Below are 18,079 nucleotides of genomic sequence, written 5' to 3'. Positions count from 1 at the left end.
AGTTTGTTTTTGCTGGCTGGGGACGCCGTCCCACTAGACCGACCTCAACCAAGGCCCCTGCACCGCGCTGACCCGATTGCGCCCGCTGCTCTTGGCGTCATATAACGCCTGGTCGGCATCGTTGAGCCAACTGGTCGAATCGCTATGCCCGACCCGATAAGGCGCCAGGCCGATGCTCAAGCTGACACGCAGGGTCGGGTCCTGGGCATAGGCCAGCGCATTGAAGCGATCGCGCAGGGTATCCATCACTTGCGTGGCGCGGTTGAGCGGCACGTCCGGCAGGATCACGCAGAACTCGTCACCGCCGTAGCGTCCGGCCAGGTCGGTGGCGCGCAGGTTCTGGCGCAGCACTTTACTGAGCTGGCGCAGGACGAGATCGCCGGTGACATGGCCGTAGGTGTCGTTGATCACTTTGAAATGATCGATGTCGATCAGGGCAATCACCGCGCCCTGCTGCCCGCCGTGGCAGCGCTGGAACTCGATGTCCAGATGGTCCTTCCACGCGCCATGGTTGAGCAGGCCGGACAAGCTGTCGGTGCGACTCAGGGCCAGCAGCTCACGCTTGTGCCCGGCCAGGGACACCGCCTGGCGATAGCAAATCCAGCCCAGGGCCAGCGGATACAGCATCAGGATCGGTAAACAGGCATACAACTGCGCCTGGCTGGTCATGCCGATGAAGGCCGGGGTGAAGATCAGCAGCGACACGCCGACGCCCAACGCCTGCGCCACCCAGCCCGCCAGCATGAAACGGGGACCACCGATGGCCACATTGTTCATGGTCATCATCGACAACGTGGTGACGCTGGGCAGTGGGTTGAAGTGCATGGCACCGACCCAGAAGCCACCGCAAAACGAATCGAACAGCAGGTTGTGGCGCTCGCAACGCAATGTGTTGGCGGTGCGGCGTGCCCATTGATAAGCCAGGTGCGGCCAGACAAAGCCGTTGATCAGCATCAACGCCCACACCCAAAGCGGTGGGTTCAACGCAGACATGCCGAAGGCCACGCAGGCAAAGCCAAGTGTCAGCCCCAACGTGCGGGTTTTGTACAAGCGGGTAGCGAGCGGAACTCCATTTCCTCCGGCGGCTGGCATGGTGAGGTGCGATCCTGGGTAGGTGCCTGGAGTCTATCAGGGCAACAGCATATCGCCACTACCCCTTGTAAGCTCAGCGCCGTCAGTGGGAAAAGCCCCGCGCCAGCATCCCGGCGACGCCCAGCAACAACAATGCCGTGATCCGTTGCAACCAGACCCGCCGCCGGGGGTTTTCCAGTACCGGCTTGATGCGCTGGCCAAAATAGCCATACAGGCAGCCGCTGGCGAACTGCAGCACCAGAAAGGTCAGCCCGAGGATAGCGATGTCCGCCATCGAGTTGTGCTCCCCGGCCCCGGCGAATTGTGGGAACACGGCGCTGAACATAATGATCGCCTTGGGGTTGGAAAACCCGGTCAGCAAGCCCTTGCCGAACAGACTGCGTGCGCCTTCCACGGCAACGACCCCGTCGATGGACACGCCGCTGCCGGTCCACTGTTTGTAGGCCAGGTAGAGAATGTAGGCGACGCCGACCATCTGGATACCCTGGGTGATGGCGAGGTTGCCTTTGATCAACTCCGAGAAACCCACGGCAAAGATCAGGATAGAGACCAGGTACGACACACTGGCGCCGAGCTGCGCCGGGATCGAGCCGCGCAAGCCGTCCTTCAAGCCCAGGCTCAACAGCAGCAAGGTCATGGGGCCGGGGCTGAACGTCACGGTGGCGCAAAACAGCAGAAAGTAGAGAAACGAAGAGAGCGTCAACGCGCTTGTCATAGCCTTGGACCTTGGGAAGACAGCCGGAAAGTGGCCGGATAGCCGGCAGTCTAGGGCCGCGGCATTGCGCAGGGCAGGTAAAGTAAGGCCTAATCCGGCCCTACTTCACCGGTAAAATCACCAGCAAAGACAAGGAAGCCGCATGTTTGTATCCGCCATCGCCTTTCGGGCTGGCGCACCCAAGGTGCAACAGATCGTCGAGGCGTTCAGCCAGGCCATCGAGAACGGCGAATGGGCGCCCGGCAGCAAGTTGCCGTCGGTGCGTGAACTGACCCAGACCCTGGGCGTGAGCAAGTTCACCCTCAACGAAGCGCTGGACCGCCTGCGCGGGCGCAACCTGTTGACCTCGAGCCAGGGCCTTGGCCACTTTGTGACAACAGACATCATCCGCGCCGCCTCGACGAGCTGGGTCGACCTGTTGCCCCAGGACTTGCTCAGCGTGTTACGCCGGCCGTTGGTCACCGTCAATGGAGATCTGCGCCCCGGTGGCGGGCATTTGCCGGAGGAGTGGCTGAACAGCGAGGCGCTTCGCCAAGCCATGCGTAGCGTGGTGCGCGCGCCGTCGCTGCGCCTTGCCGGGATGGGCACGCCGGCCGGGTTCCTGCCGTTGCGCCAGGCACTGCAACACAAACTGCATGCCGAAGGGTTGTCGGTACCGGTGGAGCAAATCATCACCACGCCCAACACCCTGCAAGGCCTGGACATGCTCATGCGCTTGCTCGCCCGCCCCGGCGACACGGTGCTGCTCGACGCGCCCTGCTACTTCAACTTCCACGCCAACCTGGCCCTGCACGGGGTCAAGGTGGTGACGATCGAGCGGCGCCCGGATGGCTTCGATTTCGACGCCCTCGAACAGTTGCTGGCCGAACATCGCCCCAGCCTGTACCTCACCACCAGTGTGTTGCATAACCCCACCGGGCACTCTTTCAGCCCCAGCCAGGCGTTTCGTCTGCTGCAACTGACCCGCCAGTACCACTGCCATATCGTCGAGGATGACCTCTACGGCGACCTGCATCCCAACCCGCCGCCGCGCCTGGCCACCATCGCCGGCCTGGACCAGGTCACCTACCTGTCGGGCTTCTCGAAAATCCTCAGCGCCAACACCCGCGTCAGCTACGTGGTGGCCGCGCCGCAACTGGCGGCCAACCTGACCCATATGAAGTTGATGAGCGGCGGCGTGACCTCGGAGCTGTTCGAGCAGATCGTCTACCGCATGCTCAGCGAAGGCAGTTACGCCCGGCACCGCAAGCGCATGGTGCAGCGCTTGCTGGAAGCCGGTGCGCGTGTCGAACAATGGCTCAAGCGCTGCGGCTGCCAATTGCCGATGGCGTATGAAGGCGGCATGTTCATCTGGGCCCGCCTGCCGCCGGGGGTGAACGGCGAACAGTTGGCCCAGGAGGCGTTGAAGCAGAACATGGTGCTGGCGCCGGGGGCATTGTTCGGCTACGACCCGGCGCTGCCTGATTCGATGCGCTTCAATGTGGCCCACAGTGACGGGCCCGGGGTGCAACAAGCCTTCGAAACGCTGTTGCTCAAGGCTGTGCGCGAGCCGCGATCACTATCGACATAAAGGCTCATCGGCGATGCGCCAACGACCTGACGCAGCGATCCCCCAGGCTTTGCACGCCCTGCACGAGCACCACCAACACCACCACCGTCACCACCATGATCTGGTTGTTGAAACGCTGGTAGCCGTAGCGAATCGCCAAGTCGCCCAACCCACCGCCGCCGATCACCCCGGCCATGGAGGAAAAGCCGATCAGCATCACCAGGGTCAACGTGACCCCGGCCACCAGCGCCGGCAAGGCTTCGGGCAGCAGCACCTTGAAAATCACATGGCGGATATCGCCGCCCATGGCCACGATCGCCTCGATGCGGCCCTTGTCCACGTCATCCAGGGCGGTCTCGACGATGCGTGCGAAAAACGGAAAAGCACCGATGGTGATCGGCACCACCGCCGCCGTGCTGCCCAGGGTGGTGCCGACAATCAGGCGGGTCAGCGGAATCAGCGCGATCAGCATCACCACAAACGGCAGCGAACGCCCGAGGTTGATCACCGCACCCAACGCACGGTTGAGCCTTGGCAGCGGGAACAGCCCACCCGCGCGGCTGATAAACAGCAGCACGCCCAACGGCAGGCCGATCAACAAGGTGAACAGCCCCGCCAGCAGCACCATGTACAGGGTTTCGCCGGTGGCGTTGAGCAGCAGTTGGAGAACTTCATCCCAGTCGGTTTTCATCCCGCCCTCACCACCTGCAGGTTGGGCGCCAGCGCACGGCCCAGGCGCGAGGACGGGTCGGCCTGCAGTTGCAGCAGCGTGCCGCTTTCCACCACGCGCCCCGCCGCCAGGGAAACCGCGCTGTCGCAGATCGCCTTGACCACGTCCAGCTCATGGGTGATCAACACGATGGTCACCCCCAGTTGCCGGTTGATATCGCGCAACAGCGCCAGGATCGAAGCGGTGGTTTCCGGGTCCAGGGCGCTGGTGGCTTCATCCGACAATAAATACGCCGGGCGCGCGGCCAGTGCGCGAGCGATGCCGACACGCTGCTTCTGCCCACCGGAGAGTTGCGACGGAAACGCCGCCGCCTTGTCGCTCAAGCCAACCAACGCCAGCAACTGTGCCACCCGCGCGACGCGCTCGGCCTTGGGCACCCCGGCAATCTCCAACGGCACCGCGACGTTATCCGCCACGTTGCGCGAGTGCAGCAGGTTGAACCCCTGGAAGATCATGCCGATGCGCTGGCGTTGCTGGCGCAGCGCCTTGCCGGTTAACCGGGTCAGGTCCTGGCCATCCATGAGGATGCGCCCGGACGTCGGCCGCTCCAACAGATTAAGGCAGCGCAGCAACGTGCTTTTACCGGCGCCGCTGCGGCCGACGATGCCAAAGATCGAACCATCGGCGATCTGCAACGACACGTTGTCCAGCGCCGCCGGCTGGCCGTCGGCGTAGGTTTTGCTGACACCCTCGACGACGATCATTCGAGCGCCACCGGGATCACCGAACCGGCATATTTCTCGCTGATGAACTTGGCCACCGCCGGCGAGCGCAGGTCTTTGGCCAGTTGCTGGATGCGCGGGTCCTGCGCCAGTTTGGGCGTGGTCACCAGAATATTTGCGTAAGGGTTGCCCTGAGCCTTCTCCAGCCCCAGCGCATCCTTGGCCGGTTGCAGCCCGGCTTCCAGGGCGAAGTTGCCATTGATCACTGCCAGGTCGACATCCTCCAGCGCCCGGGGAATCTGCGGCGATTCGATTTCCAGGATCTTCAGGTGCTTGGGGTTCTCGGCAATGTCCTTGGGCGTGGCCTGGTCCTTGGACGCATCGTTGAAGCCCGGCTTGAGGGTGATCAGGCCATTGGCTTGCAACAGGTACAGGGCGCGGCTGAGGTTGGTGACGTTATTCGGCACGGCGACGGTGCCTTTGTCCGGCACCTGGTCGAAGCGGGTGTGGCGGTGCGAATAGATCCCCAACGGTTCGATATGCACGGTGGCCGCAACCGCGAACGCCTGGCCGAGCGCCTGTTCCTGGGCCTTGAGGTACGGCAGGTGCTGGAAGTAATTGGCGTCGACATCGCCATGGGCCAGCAACTCATTGGAGTTCACGCCGCTGGGGATCTCGATGATGTTCAGCTTCAGGTCCGGGTCGAGCTTCTGCACGTATTCGAGGATTTGCGCATGGGGAATCGGGTCGGCAGCGACGCGCAAGGCATCGGCGGCCGCCACATTGAAAGCGCTCAGCAAGGCCGCCAGGGTTAGTGTGAAGGTCTTCAACAGAGTGATCTCCTGATCAGGCGGACAGTGCATGGGGCAGTGTGGCGTCGGCGTAGAAACGCTGGGCCACATCCGGGTGGGAGCGCAGGCGGCCCTTGAGGTAGTTCCAGCCGACGTCGCGCAGCAACGGGTTGCGCGGGTCGCTGGTGGGGCCGTGGGCATCGCGCAGCAGTTCGGGCGCCAGCGGGTACACCGGCACCACCGCATCCAGCTGCGCGCCGAGGAAAAATGCCAGGGACACGCGCTCGCGGCCCACCGGCGGCGACACCACGCGGTGGACCGTAGCGCGCAGATAGCCGTTACTGGCCAGCTCGAGCAATTCGCCGATATTCACCACCAGCGTGTCGGGCCGCGGCGCGGCGTCGATCCAGCGCCCCTCCTCCACTTCCACCTGCAAACCGGCCTGCTGGTCTTGCAGCAGGAAACTCAGGAAGCCGGAGTCCTTGTGCGCGCCAACGCCCTGGCGACTCTGCCCGGCGTGGCGACCGGGGTAGCGGATCAGCTTGATATGTTCGTTGGGCTTGTCGCCGTACAGCGCGTCGAACGCATTTTCGGGCAGGGACAAGGCCTGGGCGAACGCGCGCAGCAGGCGCAACGACATCCGGGTCATCGCGTGCTGCCAGGCCAACACCCGAGGTTTGAGCTCGGGCAGCGCCGCCGGCCATTGATTGGGGCCTTGCAGGCGCGCCCAGGCCTCGGGGTGTTGCGCGACGGCCAAGGGTTCGCGCTCGGCACCGACGTCGAACTGCTCACGCAGGTCCGGCTGGCCCCGGGTGATTTCCGAGGCCGCGCGGTTATAGCCGCGAAAGTGCGGAGAGTTGATCATCCCGACGGCCAGCTTGTCTGCCTCGGGCAAGGCGAAAAAAGCCCGCGCCTGCTGCTGCACCTCGGCCAGCAACGCCGGGGCGATACCGTGACCGGTGAGGTAGAAGAAGCCGACATGCCGCGCGGCAAAACGCAGCTCATCGAGAAACGCGCTGCGCTGCGCCGGGCTGCCATCGAGCAGCGACAGGTCCAGCAGCGGCAAGGCGGTGATTGATTGCAGCATCGGCGGCTCACTCCATGAACGTCTTGGGGGAGCAACCAAGCTAAACGATCTTAAAAATCGGTAATAAATACCTTTTTAGAATTAGCTTAAGCCGTCGTCGGATCCGGGCGGACCGCGCAGGTAAAGCGCAGAATCGACAGCACCGGGCAGGCGTCGGTGGCGCCGAGCTGCAGTGATCCGATGCTGGCTTCGCTGGCAAATTCCTGGCGGTTTAAGGCAATTAGTCGCCCCGTCACCCGGCCTCATTTATAGAAAAATTAAATCGCCATTGGCCTAAAAACCAATTGACCTAAGATACTTATCGCACACTAACAATCTGCACTAGCATATGTGTACACCCATGCAAACGCCCCACCCGCAACACCTCCCTCCCACCCCGCCGCAGCCTTTAGAATAAAGCTACGAATGTTAAAATTTGTCACGTTTTGGCGGAATCAATTCGATTAGTATCTAACGCTAGCGGCGATTGAACTGTCGGCCTTGCATGCCAGAAAAGGGAGTAGGTGATGCATTTTTCCAACGTCCTCGCTATTGCACGGACTGCGTCTAAAACTGAGGATTTCAGAGCACTTATAGTTCGTACTGTACCGAATGATTTAAAAGTCGATACACGCAGCTACGGTCAACTAGTCGGTCATCATGAAGATCACGCCGATTATCGCGCCATCGTCATAGAAATCGACACGCCTTCTGCCAGCAATCAAACCCTGGACATCATAAAAAAAACCAGGCATAAAAACCCGACTGGCCTGATAGTTGTCTTCATCACGTTCGCCTCTACTCAAAGTAAAACCAAATATTATTTGGCCGGCGCGGACTACTGCCTAAAAGTCACCGAAACCTCCCCTGAAGAAAAGTTGAGTTTAGTCGAGGCGTTTCTCAATGAAACGTATCGCTTGGACTGCTGCAAACTTATTCTCGATCAGGACCGGATGTGCATTTACGGCAACGGTCAGAAACTTGAGATTTCCTTCATCGAAATGAAAGTTCTCGAGGCACTGATCTATAACCGACTGCTCAGTCACGATGAAATCGCCAATGTTATGGGGCTCAACACCAAATTCTACGACTCCCGAGCCCTGGAAAAATCCATCAGCCGCCTGCGCAGCAAAATCAAGGCGCGCTATGGCGAAAATATCATTCAGAACATCCGTGGCTACGGTTACAAGTTGAGCCGTGGAATTATTTCCGCCCAGTATTTGCACCCAACCCAGGAGAGATAGCGTCGTGAATAACGAGAAAATATCGCCTGTCACAATAGCCCAACCCAAGCTCTTCAGACAAGCGATAGTTGAGCGCAGTTGCGCACTTTGGGGCAATGAGATTCGCGTAACCAGCGCACATAATCTGCTCAATCTCCCAGAGCATTCGCAGCCTTTGTATCGCGCTCAACTTAAATGCGCCTACCGTGACGCCCTGTCGCGCATCGACCCACGCATGACTGCCGATTTTAGCCATTTACCACTTGCTTCTGCACAGCCGGTGACTCATAAATTTCTGCGCATCGAGCAATCAGCGCTTATGTCCGAAGACACGCTCAAGGAACTTATCCAGGTCGCGCATGTCTTGGAAAGCTATAAGCAGCAACTCGTTATCACTATAGAAAACCCCTTGGACGCACTTCCCGGCCCCGCAGAACGCCGCGCGATGGTGCGCCAACTGTATAACCTCAAAGACCGCAGCAGTATCAAGCTTGCCTACAATAACTACACTCTGGATACAAAGCAGGCCGACCTATTGATCGAACTGAAACTCTATGACTATATAAAAATGCCATTTCCGGATGTGCTCCTGAGACTCAGCCTGAATATACGCTCGGATCTGTTCGACCGGCTCTACGACCGCATGTTAGAGCTGATAAGCACCAGCCGAGCCTCATTCATTGCAGACAAAGTTGAATTCTCTGACAGTGCAACACTCGCTAAGCGTTTGCCTTTCAATTACTTTCAGGGCGGTTATTACTCGCCGGCCGAAAATGTATAAACCTCAACCCATAGGACCATGGTAACCACTATGAGCTCACTCAAAAAACACCTATCCACCACTACGCCCACCTTTATTCCGCTGCCCGACTTTGCGTCGCATGCGGAGTTACTCTATGGCGATATCGCTTGCCCGCTGCGAACCAAGACAGCAGAAACCCAGGCAACCAGCACGCCATTGTTTGGCAACCAGTATTTCAATTCGCACTACACTAACAATTCAACGATCGAAAAACCCGACAGCGCCAATAACGCATCAACGCCGGTCATTTACAAAACATTGCAACCCTACAATAAACTGGAACTAAACGTTCAACTCCACAGCACCGACAGGCCTCAAAAAGCGCTGGCGACCCAGACCGAAAAACCTCCGCTACAGGCACCCGACTACTGGACCTTTACACAACATGATCGAATGTTGGTCAAGGGTGGTTTACGCATTTCCTTGACCACGATCGAGTCAGCACTTATCAAAAAAATGTTACATCATGAAGAACGCGTGGTGAGTAAAGAAGAACTTATTCGCAATATTGGTCGTGAACCTGAGTTGTATCGCGGCCTGGAAATGTGCCTCAGCCGACTTCAGGAAAAATTCAAGCGCGTCAACGATGGCGAGCGTTTGTTCCGTTCGGTGAGAAATCGGGGCTATTGCTTGACCCAGAGGATAAAAAACCCCCTGGAACTCGCCCAGCAGTTTCGCTGAAAAAAAATATAATAATTCTAGAGTCGTTAATCTTGGCGTTGATCACGCTCCACTCTCTGCCTTTTTATAACAATCCGTCTCACCCAACAGCCACTTAACTATCGCTATGTGCCTGTTATAACTCGTCAGCTACTGCCCCCTGCCGTTGATTAATATCAATCTGTGCGCGCCTACGCGTGCCTGTCTATTTGGCTGTTTCAATGCCACGCCTCGCTTAAGCCTGCCACCATGAGTGGTCACCACTGGGAGCAGTAGTATGCTGAATAACCGGAGAATGCATCGTAACCTAACACCCAAAGGTCTGACCTTTTGGGGGCAGTGGACGCTGGCGTCAAGTTTGGTCGTCACACTGTTATTTGCATTGGTTATTTTAAAGACTGGCCAGCTGGAATATCCCTACCGGGTATTGGCTGCCTTTAGCATATTGGCCTCGATCCCGGCCTATATGTTATGTGACGTCTACAGCAAGAAAGATGATTACGCGGTGGGACTGGGCCGACTCTTCATGGGTTGGTTACTTACCCTGCTGATACTGGTTGCGGTGGGTATTGCCTGCAATGCTAACGCGTTGTTCCCCCTCGAAATCCTGCTACTGTGGGCGGCGATTAGTTATGCCGTGCTGGCGCTCTGTTACATCCCGATCCACAGTCTTTCCCGCTATTACCACGGGCAACTTCACGAGCGACATAAATCGCTGATCGTGGGTACCGGTAAACTTGCTGCCGACCTGGCGAAAACACTTTCCCGGCAAAAACGCTCACCGTTGGTCGGCCTCGTCGGCGCCACGGCGACTGCAGCCCCGGGCGTGCAATCGCAGATACTCGGCGAGCTGCCGGACCTCCCGCAGTTGATCCGGCAGCACGGCATCCGCAGGCTGTACATCACCCATTCGCTGCAGGAAGCCACCCATATCGAGGCGCTGTACATCAACCTGCTGGAGATCAGCGTCGACGTCATCTGGGTCCCCGACCTCAACAACATGCTGCTGCTCAATCACTGCGTGGCCGAGGTGGACGGCCTGCCGGCGATTTTCCTCAATGAAAGCCCGCTGACCAGCCGTCCGACCGCCGCACTGAGCAAGTCGCTGCTGGACAAAAGCGTGGCCTTGCTCGCGCTCATCCTGCTGAGCCCGCTGCTGTTGCTGTTCGCCGTGCTGATCAAACTGACCTCCCCCGGCCCGGTGATCTTCAAGCAGGACCGTCACGGCTGGAACGGTCAGGTGATCAAGGTCTGGAAGTTCCGCTCGATGCGCGTGCATGACGACCACGAAGTACGCCAGGCCAGCCGCCACGATTCACGCATCACCCCCGTGGGGCGTTTCATGCGCCGCACGTCCATCGATGAACTGCCGCAGTTGTTCAACGTGTTGCAAGGGCACATGGCCCTGGTCGGTCCAAGGCCCCATGCAGTTGCGCACAACGACTACTACTCAGGGAAGATTCACGCGTACATGGCGCGCCACCGTATCAAGCCCGGTATCACGGGGCTGGCGCAGATCAATGGGTGCCGGGGCGAGACCGAGACCCTGGAGAAGATGCAAAAGCGCGTCGACATCGACCTGCGCTACATCAACACCTGGTCACTGTGGCTGGACATCAAGATCCTGCTGAAAACGCCGTTCACACTGCTGTCCAAAGACATTTACTGAGGCAAACAAAGGGGGACTTCACGTCCCCCTTTCCTTGTCTATTCAGTGATCTTCTCGAAGTTCCGATAGAACAGATCACTGTCACGGCCATCGGTCATCGTATGCAGCGAATACGCGCGATTGAGGCGCGCGCCGCCATCGCGGGTCAGCGGCGCCCACACCAGATTGGCGCGGCGCATCGTCGACAGGCTCATCAGCTCATCAAAGGGAATTGACAGGTAAAGGCCTTTGTCGAAGCTGCCTTCGCCAAAGGCTTCTTTTGACGCGGTGGTGCGGGTGACCCAGGCGCCAATCCGCACGCCATTGTTGAACTCGCGCGACAAGTCCAGGGTGGCGCCCCAGTCCCGGGCCAGGTAGCGACCGACACTCAGCGCACCCTGTGTGTTGAACGGCAAGTCGGTGTAGCCGGTGATATGCCCCGTGACCGTGCGGTAGTCGCGCAGGCTGAAGTCCTGTTCGAACCCGCGCTGACGCACGTAGTTCAGGTCGGCGCCCAAGGCCCAGCGCTGGCCCATCGGCCGGTACAGCACCTCACTGCCGACACCGGCGTACATCGATTCCAGCAACCCGCCGTAGACCATGCCATACAGGTCCTGATCCAGTCGCACCGCGTGGTTGAGCTGGAACGTCGGCACGGTCACGTCAGAGCTGGTCATGTACTTGCGCAGATCGGTACGCACGCGCGGCAAGCCGCTGGGCGCGTCGTAGGTGAAGCCATCGTAGTTGTTCAGCAGGTTGACGCTGAGCAGGCCGCTCCACCAGGTGTTGCGGGTGAAGCGGTATTCGGCGTCGAGGTCGGCGGAAATCTGATACAGCAGGCCATCCGGCCCGCCGACGTTCTGCTTGTAACCCAGCCCGACGCCGTAGCTCAGGGGCTTGGGCGCTTGGGTGTAAAGCAGCGTTTGCGCCTGGGCGCTGGGCGGGTTGACTTCGGTCTGGCGATGCAGGGTCTGCAGGGGCTCGCGTTGGTTGACCACCTCGCGGAACGTCTCGCGGGGCACGCTGGTTTCTTCGATCGGCATGGCGTACCGCTCGCTCACCAGGGTGAACCAGCTGATCTGGTCATTGACGCTGTCGTCCAGGATACGGCTGGCGCGCCCCACGGCCTTGGCGCTGTAGAAATAGCGCTGCTGCTCGCCATACACCAATAACTCAGGGCCGCGCTGGGCAATCCGCTGCACGTTATAGCCGGCATTGTCCTGCAAACGCTTGGACACCGCGGCCCAATCCACCTGATCCATCGCGACGCTCGGCGCCTGGACGGGCAGCTTGGGCGCCGGCGGGTCGTAGGTTTTGACCGGCGCCTTGCGGCTGACGAAATTGGTGTGCAGGGTGATACCGAACATCGCCGTGTTGCCGCGCTCCCACGCGGCACTCAGGTCGACGGAGTCGGCCACCTTGTAAACCAGCCCGAGGTTGACCGGCGAGTCCTGGCGCAGATGGTTGTTTCGAGGCTCGTTTTGGTAGTCGTTGCCCTCGTATTCCAGCTTGAGGCTCAACGGCGCCCAGGGTGTCTGGTAGGCGACGCCGCCAAACAGCGCGGGCCGGCCGCGGAAGTAACCGTTGGAGAAATTGCCTGAACCTTCGGCGGTGGGCCGCTCGTTGAAGCGATCACTCAGCGCGCCCAGCGGGTTGCCGAAATCGCCCCGGCTGCCCAGGTAACCCCAGGCGATGCCCGCACTGAAATCGAATTCGCCATAACGCTTGTTGGCCACCAGGTACTCGCTGGAAAACAGCCCGGTGCCGCCCAGGTCGAGCATCCCCAGCGCGACCTGGGGCAACCAGTGGCTTTCCTCGTAGAGACGCACTTTGGCGTCGACGGCCTTGTCCTTGTAGCTCTGGCTGCCACTGAACGATTCGGGGCCATAGGGGCGGTTGGTGATGGCGGTGTAGCGAAAGGTGCCTTCGAGCCAGTCCAGCGGTTGCGCGGAAAAACTGTAGCGACTGTAAGGTTCGGTGCGGTTGGCATTGACGCTGAGTTCGCCGGCCGGGGCCATGCGTGCGGTCGGGGTTTGCAACAGCCCGACCCCGCCAAAATCACTCTGGGTGTAACGCGGATCGCCGTGCGCGACGCCACAGGGCACCAGCAGCACGGCTGCAATACATAATTTCAAGGCGTGACCTCAGCCAGGGGTTGGGTGGCAAGAAACTCGGCCAGTTGTTGGTTCAGCTCAGGGGTGGGCGGTTCCAGGTCGTCGCTGCGCAGCGGCACCAGCAGCGTGCTGCCCGGTGCAGGCGCGGCCGCCGTCTCGCGGTTCCAGGGGGCAATGCCCAGGCGCGTGACCAGGCCGTCGGGCTGGATCAGCCACAGATAGTCGACGTCGGCCCCCGCCACCGCCGGGCATTCGTCGAGGTAATCGCGTGCCGCCCGCATCGGTTGGAACACCAGGGTGCAAGGCTGCGCGACCGCGCCCAGGACGCGCACACCTGCCGGCCTGGGCGGGTAGATCAGTCGATCGCCGTCGCTGACCCGCAGGTTGGGCGCAAAGCCGACCTCCACCGCCACCGGGTCCAGCATCGCGCGTTGCCGGCCGGTCACCGGCAAGGCCTGCACCTGTCGGTAAACGCGCGCCGCCAAGTCGGCCCGGCTGTCGTACCCGGCGGCCAAGGCAGCCTGGCGCAACGTATCCAGGTCAAACAGCACGCCGGCTTTGAGCCGGGCCTGGGGCTCGATCAATGGCTGGTGCAGCCAGGCCGCCGCCAGCCAATAGCCCTGGGCATCCGGTTGTGACGCGATGATCGCGTCGAGCAAACGCGCCTCGGGCGGCAGGGCGATCGGCCCGGGGTGCAGGACTTGGCCGCTCACCGTCAGGGCGGCGTGGCATGCACTGGCACAACTCCACAACAGCGCCAGCGCCCATCGTTTGCGGGCGGTCATCGGGCCTCCTTGCGGGCGGGTTGCAGTTGGGTGATTTTCAACGTGAGGCGCGGGCTGAGGTGCTGTTCGCTCTGCACAATGAAGCCGTCAGTGGGGTCGACCCAATAACGGTTGCGCGCACGAAACCCCAGCGCCTCGGCTTCGATGTCCTCATCGACGCGCAACAAGGTGTAAGGCTTGTCGAGGATCTCGAGCGTCTCCATGCCCTCGCGGGTCAGACGGCTGGTGACGGTGATGCCGACGCGATAGCCATCCACCAGGTCGATCTGCCGGCTGCTGCGGTAGCCGTCCGGCACGCGGTGCAGCCCCTGCTGGAACGGCGACTGCCCTTGCCAGCGCGTGCCATCCAGATCAGTGCCGAGGCCAACGGTACGCACCACCAGGCCATCGCGCATCAATAGCACCTGTTTGCCGGAGGCGACCCAGAACTGCAGGTCGTCGCGCTGACGAATCAACGCCATCACGCCTTCGCTGGACACCGTGGTCACTTTGATCTGGGGAAACGGCACGGCGTCCACCTGGGCCTGGCTCAGCACCAATGGCGCAGGCCCGACGACGGCCGCCTTGAAGGTATCGAGCGAGGCCTGCATCAGTGGATTGCAGCCGCACAACAGCCACGCAAGGCACACGTAAATACCGGTTTTCACACTGTTCACGCAGGTTCCACCCTTATCGGCTGTTGGCTTCGCTCAGGTTGTTTTGGGTGGAAGCACCGGTGCCGATGATCGAGGCGGAAGGTATCAACTGACTGATGACCCGGTTCCAGCGGGTGATATTGGCGGGGCCGACGAACACCACGTCCTGGGGCTGCACGTCGAAGCGCGTGGCCAGGGCCATGGCTGCCGGGGAGCCGGCTTGCAGATGGAAGACCTTGGCCGGTTGCGTGTCCAGGTTCTGTGCGCCGCGGATCACGTAGATCGCATCGGCGTTCGAGGTGTTCTGGTTGATGCCGCCCACCGAGCCCAACACATCCGTGAGGTTCATGCTGCGTGTCTTGAAACTCAATGCGCGGGGCTGCATGACCTCGCCCATCACATAGATGCGCTTGCGGTCGTTGTAGGGCAGGTACAACTGGTCACCGTCCTTGAGGTAGATATCGTTCAAGCGCGACGGGTTGAGATTGAACGTGTCCAGGTCGAGTGTGTAGCGCTTGCCGCCGCGGGTCAGCGTGAGGTTCGAGAGATCGGCATTGATCGGATCGACGCCGGAAGCACCGATGGCCTCCATGACGCTCATCGGGATGGTGGTGATCGGTACAGGCCCAGCCTTGAGCACTGCCCCGGTGATCACCACTCGCTGGCTGGCAAAACGCAGCACACTGATATCCACCTGGGGGCTGTCGATGTACTGACGGAGCTTATCGGTGATTTCACTGCGCAGCGCCGCGAGGGTGCGGCCCTTGGCAACCACTTCGCCCACGTAGGGGTAGAACAGGTTGCCGTCGGGGTTGACCAGGCGCCCGTTGGCATCGATTTGCTGCTGCGGACCGGAAGGCGCAGTCAATTCCGGATGGTCCCAGACCGTGATGTACAACGCATCATTTGGGCCAATCAAATAGGGCCCGGGTTTATAATCGAGCAGTTCTTTGGGAAGCGCATAAGAGACTTGAGTCGCCGCGTCCATGGCCAGCAACTTTGGAGTAATCGGGATCAACTCCACGCGACTGCTTTCAGCACCGCCCTCCTTGGTCATTGCCTGGGTGTCCATATATTGACCGGGCGCAAACATGCAGCCTTGTAACAATGCGGAGGCCACGACCGCCACAGAAAAAATACGCATCATAGTGCTAAGACACTCGCGATAAACGACAAGAAAAAAAGACTACTTGGGAGGGGTTTCCAAGCAGTCTTATAAAGCGGAAGGCGTTCTGTTAGTTGCCGGTACCGGTGGTACCCGTGGTGCCAGTGGTGCCTGTGGTGGTGCCTCCATTGGCGCTGCCACCGCTGCTGGACGCGGCGGCGACGCCCGCGACCAGGGCCGCGCCGACCAGCAGGGTTTCCCCCACCGTCACAGAGCCGACCACCGCGGTACTCAGGCCAAGCGGCAACTCGGCAGCCATGGCAGAAGTACTCAAGAGACTGAGCACAATAATAGCCAGTTGTTTTCTCATATCAGACTCCTTATCGATAGTGAGCATTTAGCAAACGAGCGGGTGCCGCTGAAATACACCTTGATAGTGCCACTCAAGTAAACAACGCACCAGCCCGGACATTACCCGGAAAGTTGAACGTATTCGTTCGAAAATAACATTTCTCGAAGCCAGCCCCCGTGTATCAACACGTTGAGGCCGCGAAACTAACAAGGCTGGCGGTTTAACATCGGAGCAAATGTTATTAATTGTCGGAAAACCTCAGGCCCGGCCGTACTTGTCTTCGAAACGCACAATATCGTCCTCGCCCAGATAAGAACCCGACTGCACTTCGATCAATTCCAGCGCAATCACGCCAGGGTTCTCCAAGGCATGCACCTGGCCAATGGGGATGTAGGTCGATTGGTTCTCCGAGACCAGGTACGTCTGTTCGCCATTGGTGACCTTGGCCGTACCGCTGACCACGATCCAGTGCTCCGCACGGTGATGATGCATCTGCACCGACAGCTTGGCGCCGGGCTTCACGGTGATGCGTTTGACCTGGTAGCGGTGGCCGCTGTCGATGGCGTCATACATGCCCCAGGGCCGGTAGACCTCACGATGGTTGAGGTGCTCATGACGCCCGTCGCGCTTGAGTTGGTCGACAATGCCCTTGACCTGCTGCACCTGGTCCTTGTGCGCCACCAGCACCGCGTCCTTGGTTTCGACGATGATCAGGTCCTGCACGCCCACCGTGGCGACCAGGCGGCTGTCGGCGTTCACGTAGGTATCGCGGGTATCCAGTTGCAGCACATCGCCCTGCAGCACGTTGCCGCCGTCGGTTTTCTCGCTGGCTTCCCATAACGCCGACCAGGAACCGATATCACTCCAACCGGCCTGCAACGGCACCATGATCGCGTCGCTGGTTTTTTCCATCACCGCATAATCGATGGAGTCGTCCGGGCAGGCGGCGAATAGCGCCTCATCGACCCGGGTGAACAACTGATCCTGGCTACCCGCGGCCAACGCCGCGCGGCAGGCCGTGAGAATCGCCGGCTGCAAGCGTGCCAAGGCGTCCAGGTAACGGCTGGCACGGAACATGAACATGCCGCTGTTCCAGTAATGATCGCCCCGCGCCACGTAGTCGGCAGCGGTGGCGGCATCCGGCTTCTCGACGAAACGCTTCACCGCATACCCGCCCTCGCCCACCGCCTCGCCCTGCTCGATATAGCCGTACCCGGTGTGCGCGCTGGTCGGCGTGATGCCGAACGTCACCAGCTTTCCGGCCTCGGCCAGCGGCAGCGCCACCGCGAGGCTGGCATGAAACGCGGGAACATCTTCAATCAGATGATCCGCCGCCAGCACCAGCAGGATCGGGTCGCGGGACTCGTCGAGCGCCTTGCAGGCCGCCAGCGCAATCGCCGGCGCGGTATTGCGCCCCATGGGTTCGAGCAGGATGCTCGCCTGCTCCATGCCCAATTGACGCAATTGTTCGGCCACCAGAAAACGGTGCTGCTCATTGCAGATCACTTGCGGCAAGGCGACATCCGCGCCCTCCAGTCGACCGATGGTCTGCTGCAACATCGACAGGCTTTTATGGGTCAGGCGTAAGAACTGTTTGGGGTTCAGTTGCCGCGAGAGCGGCCACAGGCGCGAACCCGAACCGCCCGCCAAGATCACCGGTAATAACATGAACGCGTCCTTCGATAGAGGGTCAGAAATAGGCACGGGTGTTCTCGTGTACACGTGGGCTGTAGCGCAGCTCATCCAGCGGCCACCAGCGGTAATGCCGATGCTGCTCGGTGGGCGGTTCCAGGACCTGATTCTCGGCAAGGGTCAGGCAATAACCCAGCACCACGTAGTGGGTGTCCGGGCCGTTCCCGGCGTTGGCGAAGACGCTGTCGTCGTAGAAGTGCTCGAACACACCCAGCAGCTGCGCATCGGCGCGTTCGAAGGTGTGGCCGAGTTCTTCGTGGGTCAGGCGGCGGAAGGCGTCGTCCAGGGTTTCGTTTTTCTGGATGCGCCCGCCGGGGACGAACCAGAAGCCATAGGCCGGCCGGTTGATCCGCAAGCCCAGCAGCGTATCGCCGTTGGGTTTCCTCACGATCAAGTCGATGGCCACCAACGGCGTCGACGTCACGACCGTATTGAAGGTCGGTAAATCAAGCCACATA

Annotated in this window: 18 protein-coding genes; 5 read left to right on the top strand and 13 right to left on the bottom strand. The window is 60.4% G+C overall.

Features of this window, described 5'->3' with window-relative positions:
- Window positions 1-33: 33 nt before the first annotated feature.
- Together ACP7E3_RS14855 and ACP7E3_RS14850 are read right to left on the bottom strand one after the other, a co-directional pair.
- Window positions 34-1,092: a diguanylate cyclase gene (locus ACP7E3_RS14855; protein ID WP_057004812.1), complete on the bottom strand. Its 1,059-nt coding sequence runs from the start codon at window positions 1,090-1,092 to the stop codon at window positions 34-36.
- Between the two features lie 82 nt (window positions 1,093-1,174).
- Window positions 1,175-1,807, bottom strand: coding sequence for a LysE family translocator (locus ACP7E3_RS14850; protein WP_046383817.1), 633 nt, complete (start codon window positions 1,805-1,807; stop codon window positions 1,175-1,177).
- Window positions 1,808-1,949: 142 nt separating this feature from the next.
- Between ACP7E3_RS14850 and ACP7E3_RS14845 the strand changes: the two genes are divergently transcribed.
- Window positions 1,950-3,377, top strand: a complete 1,428-nt coding sequence (locus ACP7E3_RS14845; RefSeq protein WP_046383818.1) for a PLP-dependent aminotransferase family protein — start codon at window positions 1,950-1,952, stop codon at window positions 3,375-3,377.
- A 4-nt stretch (window positions 3,378-3,381) separates the two neighbouring features.
- Here the strand turns inward: ACP7E3_RS14845 and ACP7E3_RS14840 are convergent, their stop codons facing one another.
- Genes ACP7E3_RS14840 through ACP7E3_RS14825 form a run of 4 tightly spaced genes read right to left on the bottom strand, consistent with a single transcriptional unit; the run spans window position 3,382 to window position 6,626 of the window.
- Window positions 3,382-4,047 (bottom strand): methionine ABC transporter permease, encoded by a 666-nt coding sequence (locus ACP7E3_RS14840; RefSeq protein ID WP_057004814.1) that lies wholly within the window; start codon window positions 4,045-4,047, stop codon window positions 3,382-3,384.
- On the bottom strand, window positions 4,044-4,790 hold the full coding sequence (locus ACP7E3_RS14835) for a methionine ABC transporter ATP-binding protein (protein WP_079443584.1): 747 nt from the start codon (window positions 4,788-4,790) through the stop codon (window positions 4,044-4,046). The genes ACP7E3_RS14840 and ACP7E3_RS14835 overlap by 4 nt, the downstream gene beginning before the upstream one ends.
- A complete protein-coding gene (locus tag ACP7E3_RS14830) occupies window positions 4,787-5,581 on the bottom strand; it encodes a MetQ/NlpA family ABC transporter substrate-binding protein (RefSeq protein WP_232566605.1) in 795 nt (264 codons plus the stop codon). Before ACP7E3_RS14830 ends, ACP7E3_RS14835 begins: the two co-directional genes overlap by 4 nt.
- A gap of 13 nt (window positions 5,582-5,594) precedes the next feature.
- Complete coding sequence (locus ACP7E3_RS14825) at window positions 5,595-6,626, bottom strand: isopenicillin N synthase family dioxygenase (protein ID WP_411220357.1); 1,032 nt, start codon at window positions 6,624-6,626, stop codon at window positions 5,595-5,597.
- A 506-nt stretch (window positions 6,627-7,132) separates the two neighbouring features.
- On the opposite strand from ACP7E3_RS14825, the gene ACP7E3_RS14820 reads away from it, so the two are divergent.
- The 4 genes from ACP7E3_RS14820 (at window position 7,133) to ACP7E3_RS14805 (ending at window position 10,959) form a co-directional block, all read left to right on the top strand.
- Window positions 7,133-7,849, top strand: a complete 717-nt coding sequence (locus ACP7E3_RS14820) for a winged helix-turn-helix domain-containing protein (protein WP_057004815.1) — start codon at window positions 7,133-7,135, stop codon at window positions 7,847-7,849.
- Between the two features lie 4 nt (window positions 7,850-7,853).
- A complete protein-coding gene (locus ACP7E3_RS14815; protein ID WP_426123530.1) occupies window positions 7,854-8,609 on the top strand; it encodes a hypothetical protein in 756 nt (251 codons plus the stop codon).
- Between the two features lie 30 nt (window positions 8,610-8,639).
- Window positions 8,640-9,311, top strand: a complete 672-nt coding sequence (locus ACP7E3_RS14810) for a winged helix-turn-helix domain-containing protein (RefSeq protein ID WP_057004817.1) — start codon at window positions 8,640-8,642, stop codon at window positions 9,309-9,311.
- A 256-nt stretch (window positions 9,312-9,567) separates the two neighbouring features.
- Window positions 9,568-10,959 carry an undecaprenyl-phosphate glucose phosphotransferase gene (locus ACP7E3_RS14805; protein ID WP_057004818.1) on the top strand — a complete coding sequence of 464 codons (1,392 nt, stop codon included), beginning with the start codon at window positions 9,568-9,570 and terminating at the stop codon, window positions 10,957-10,959.
- Between the two features lie 38 nt (window positions 10,960-10,997).
- On the opposite strand, the gene ACP7E3_RS14800 is transcribed toward ACP7E3_RS14805, so the two are convergent.
- The 7 genes from ACP7E3_RS14800 to ACP7E3_RS14770 form a co-directional block, all read right to left on the bottom strand.
- Entirely contained in the window at window positions 10,998-13,073 is a 2,076-nt protein-coding gene (locus tag ACP7E3_RS14800) for a YjbH domain-containing protein (protein ID WP_232566510.1), read from the bottom strand.
- A complete protein-coding gene (locus ACP7E3_RS14795) occupies window positions 13,070-13,837 on the bottom strand; it encodes a capsule biosynthesis GfcC family protein (RefSeq protein ID WP_046383826.1) in 768 nt (255 codons plus the stop codon). The genes ACP7E3_RS14800 and ACP7E3_RS14795 overlap by 4 nt, the downstream gene beginning before the upstream one ends.
- A complete protein-coding gene (locus ACP7E3_RS14790) occupies window positions 13,834-14,493 on the bottom strand; it encodes a YjbF family lipoprotein (protein WP_046383827.1) in 660 nt (219 codons plus the stop codon). The genes ACP7E3_RS14795 and ACP7E3_RS14790 overlap by 4 nt, the downstream gene beginning before the upstream one ends.
- A gap of 13 nt (window positions 14,494-14,506) precedes the next feature.
- Window positions 14,507-15,619, bottom strand: a complete 1,113-nt coding sequence (locus ACP7E3_RS14785) for a polysaccharide biosynthesis/export family protein (protein ID WP_426123526.1) — start codon at window positions 15,617-15,619, stop codon at window positions 14,507-14,509.
- An 88-nt stretch (window positions 15,620-15,707) separates the two neighbouring features.
- Window positions 15,708-15,947, bottom strand: coding sequence for a hypothetical protein (locus ACP7E3_RS14780; RefSeq protein WP_046383829.1), 240 nt, complete (start codon window positions 15,945-15,947; stop codon window positions 15,708-15,710).
- Between the two features lie 240 nt (window positions 15,948-16,187).
- On the bottom strand, window positions 16,188-17,597 hold the full coding sequence (locus tag ACP7E3_RS14775) for a mannose-1-phosphate guanylyltransferase/mannose-6-phosphate isomerase (RefSeq protein WP_046383830.1): 1,410 nt from the start codon (window positions 17,595-17,597) through the stop codon (window positions 16,188-16,190).
- 22 nt (window positions 17,598-17,619) lie between these two features.
- The gene (locus tag ACP7E3_RS14770) at window positions 17,620-18,078 is read right to left on the bottom strand and encodes a GDP-mannose mannosyl hydrolase (protein WP_046383831.1); all 459 of its coding nucleotides are present in this window, start codon (window positions 18,076-18,078) and stop codon (window positions 17,620-17,622) included.
- Window position 18,079: the final 1 nt, after the last annotated feature.

Source organism: Pseudomonas sp. PSPC2-3 (genome assembly GCF_049898265.1).
GTDB lineage: Bacteria > Pseudomonadota > Gammaproteobacteria > Pseudomonadales > Pseudomonadaceae > Aquipseudomonas > Aquipseudomonas veronii.
Note: the sequence above shows the minus strand (reverse complement) of the source record. Positions and strands in the feature narration are given on the sequence as shown.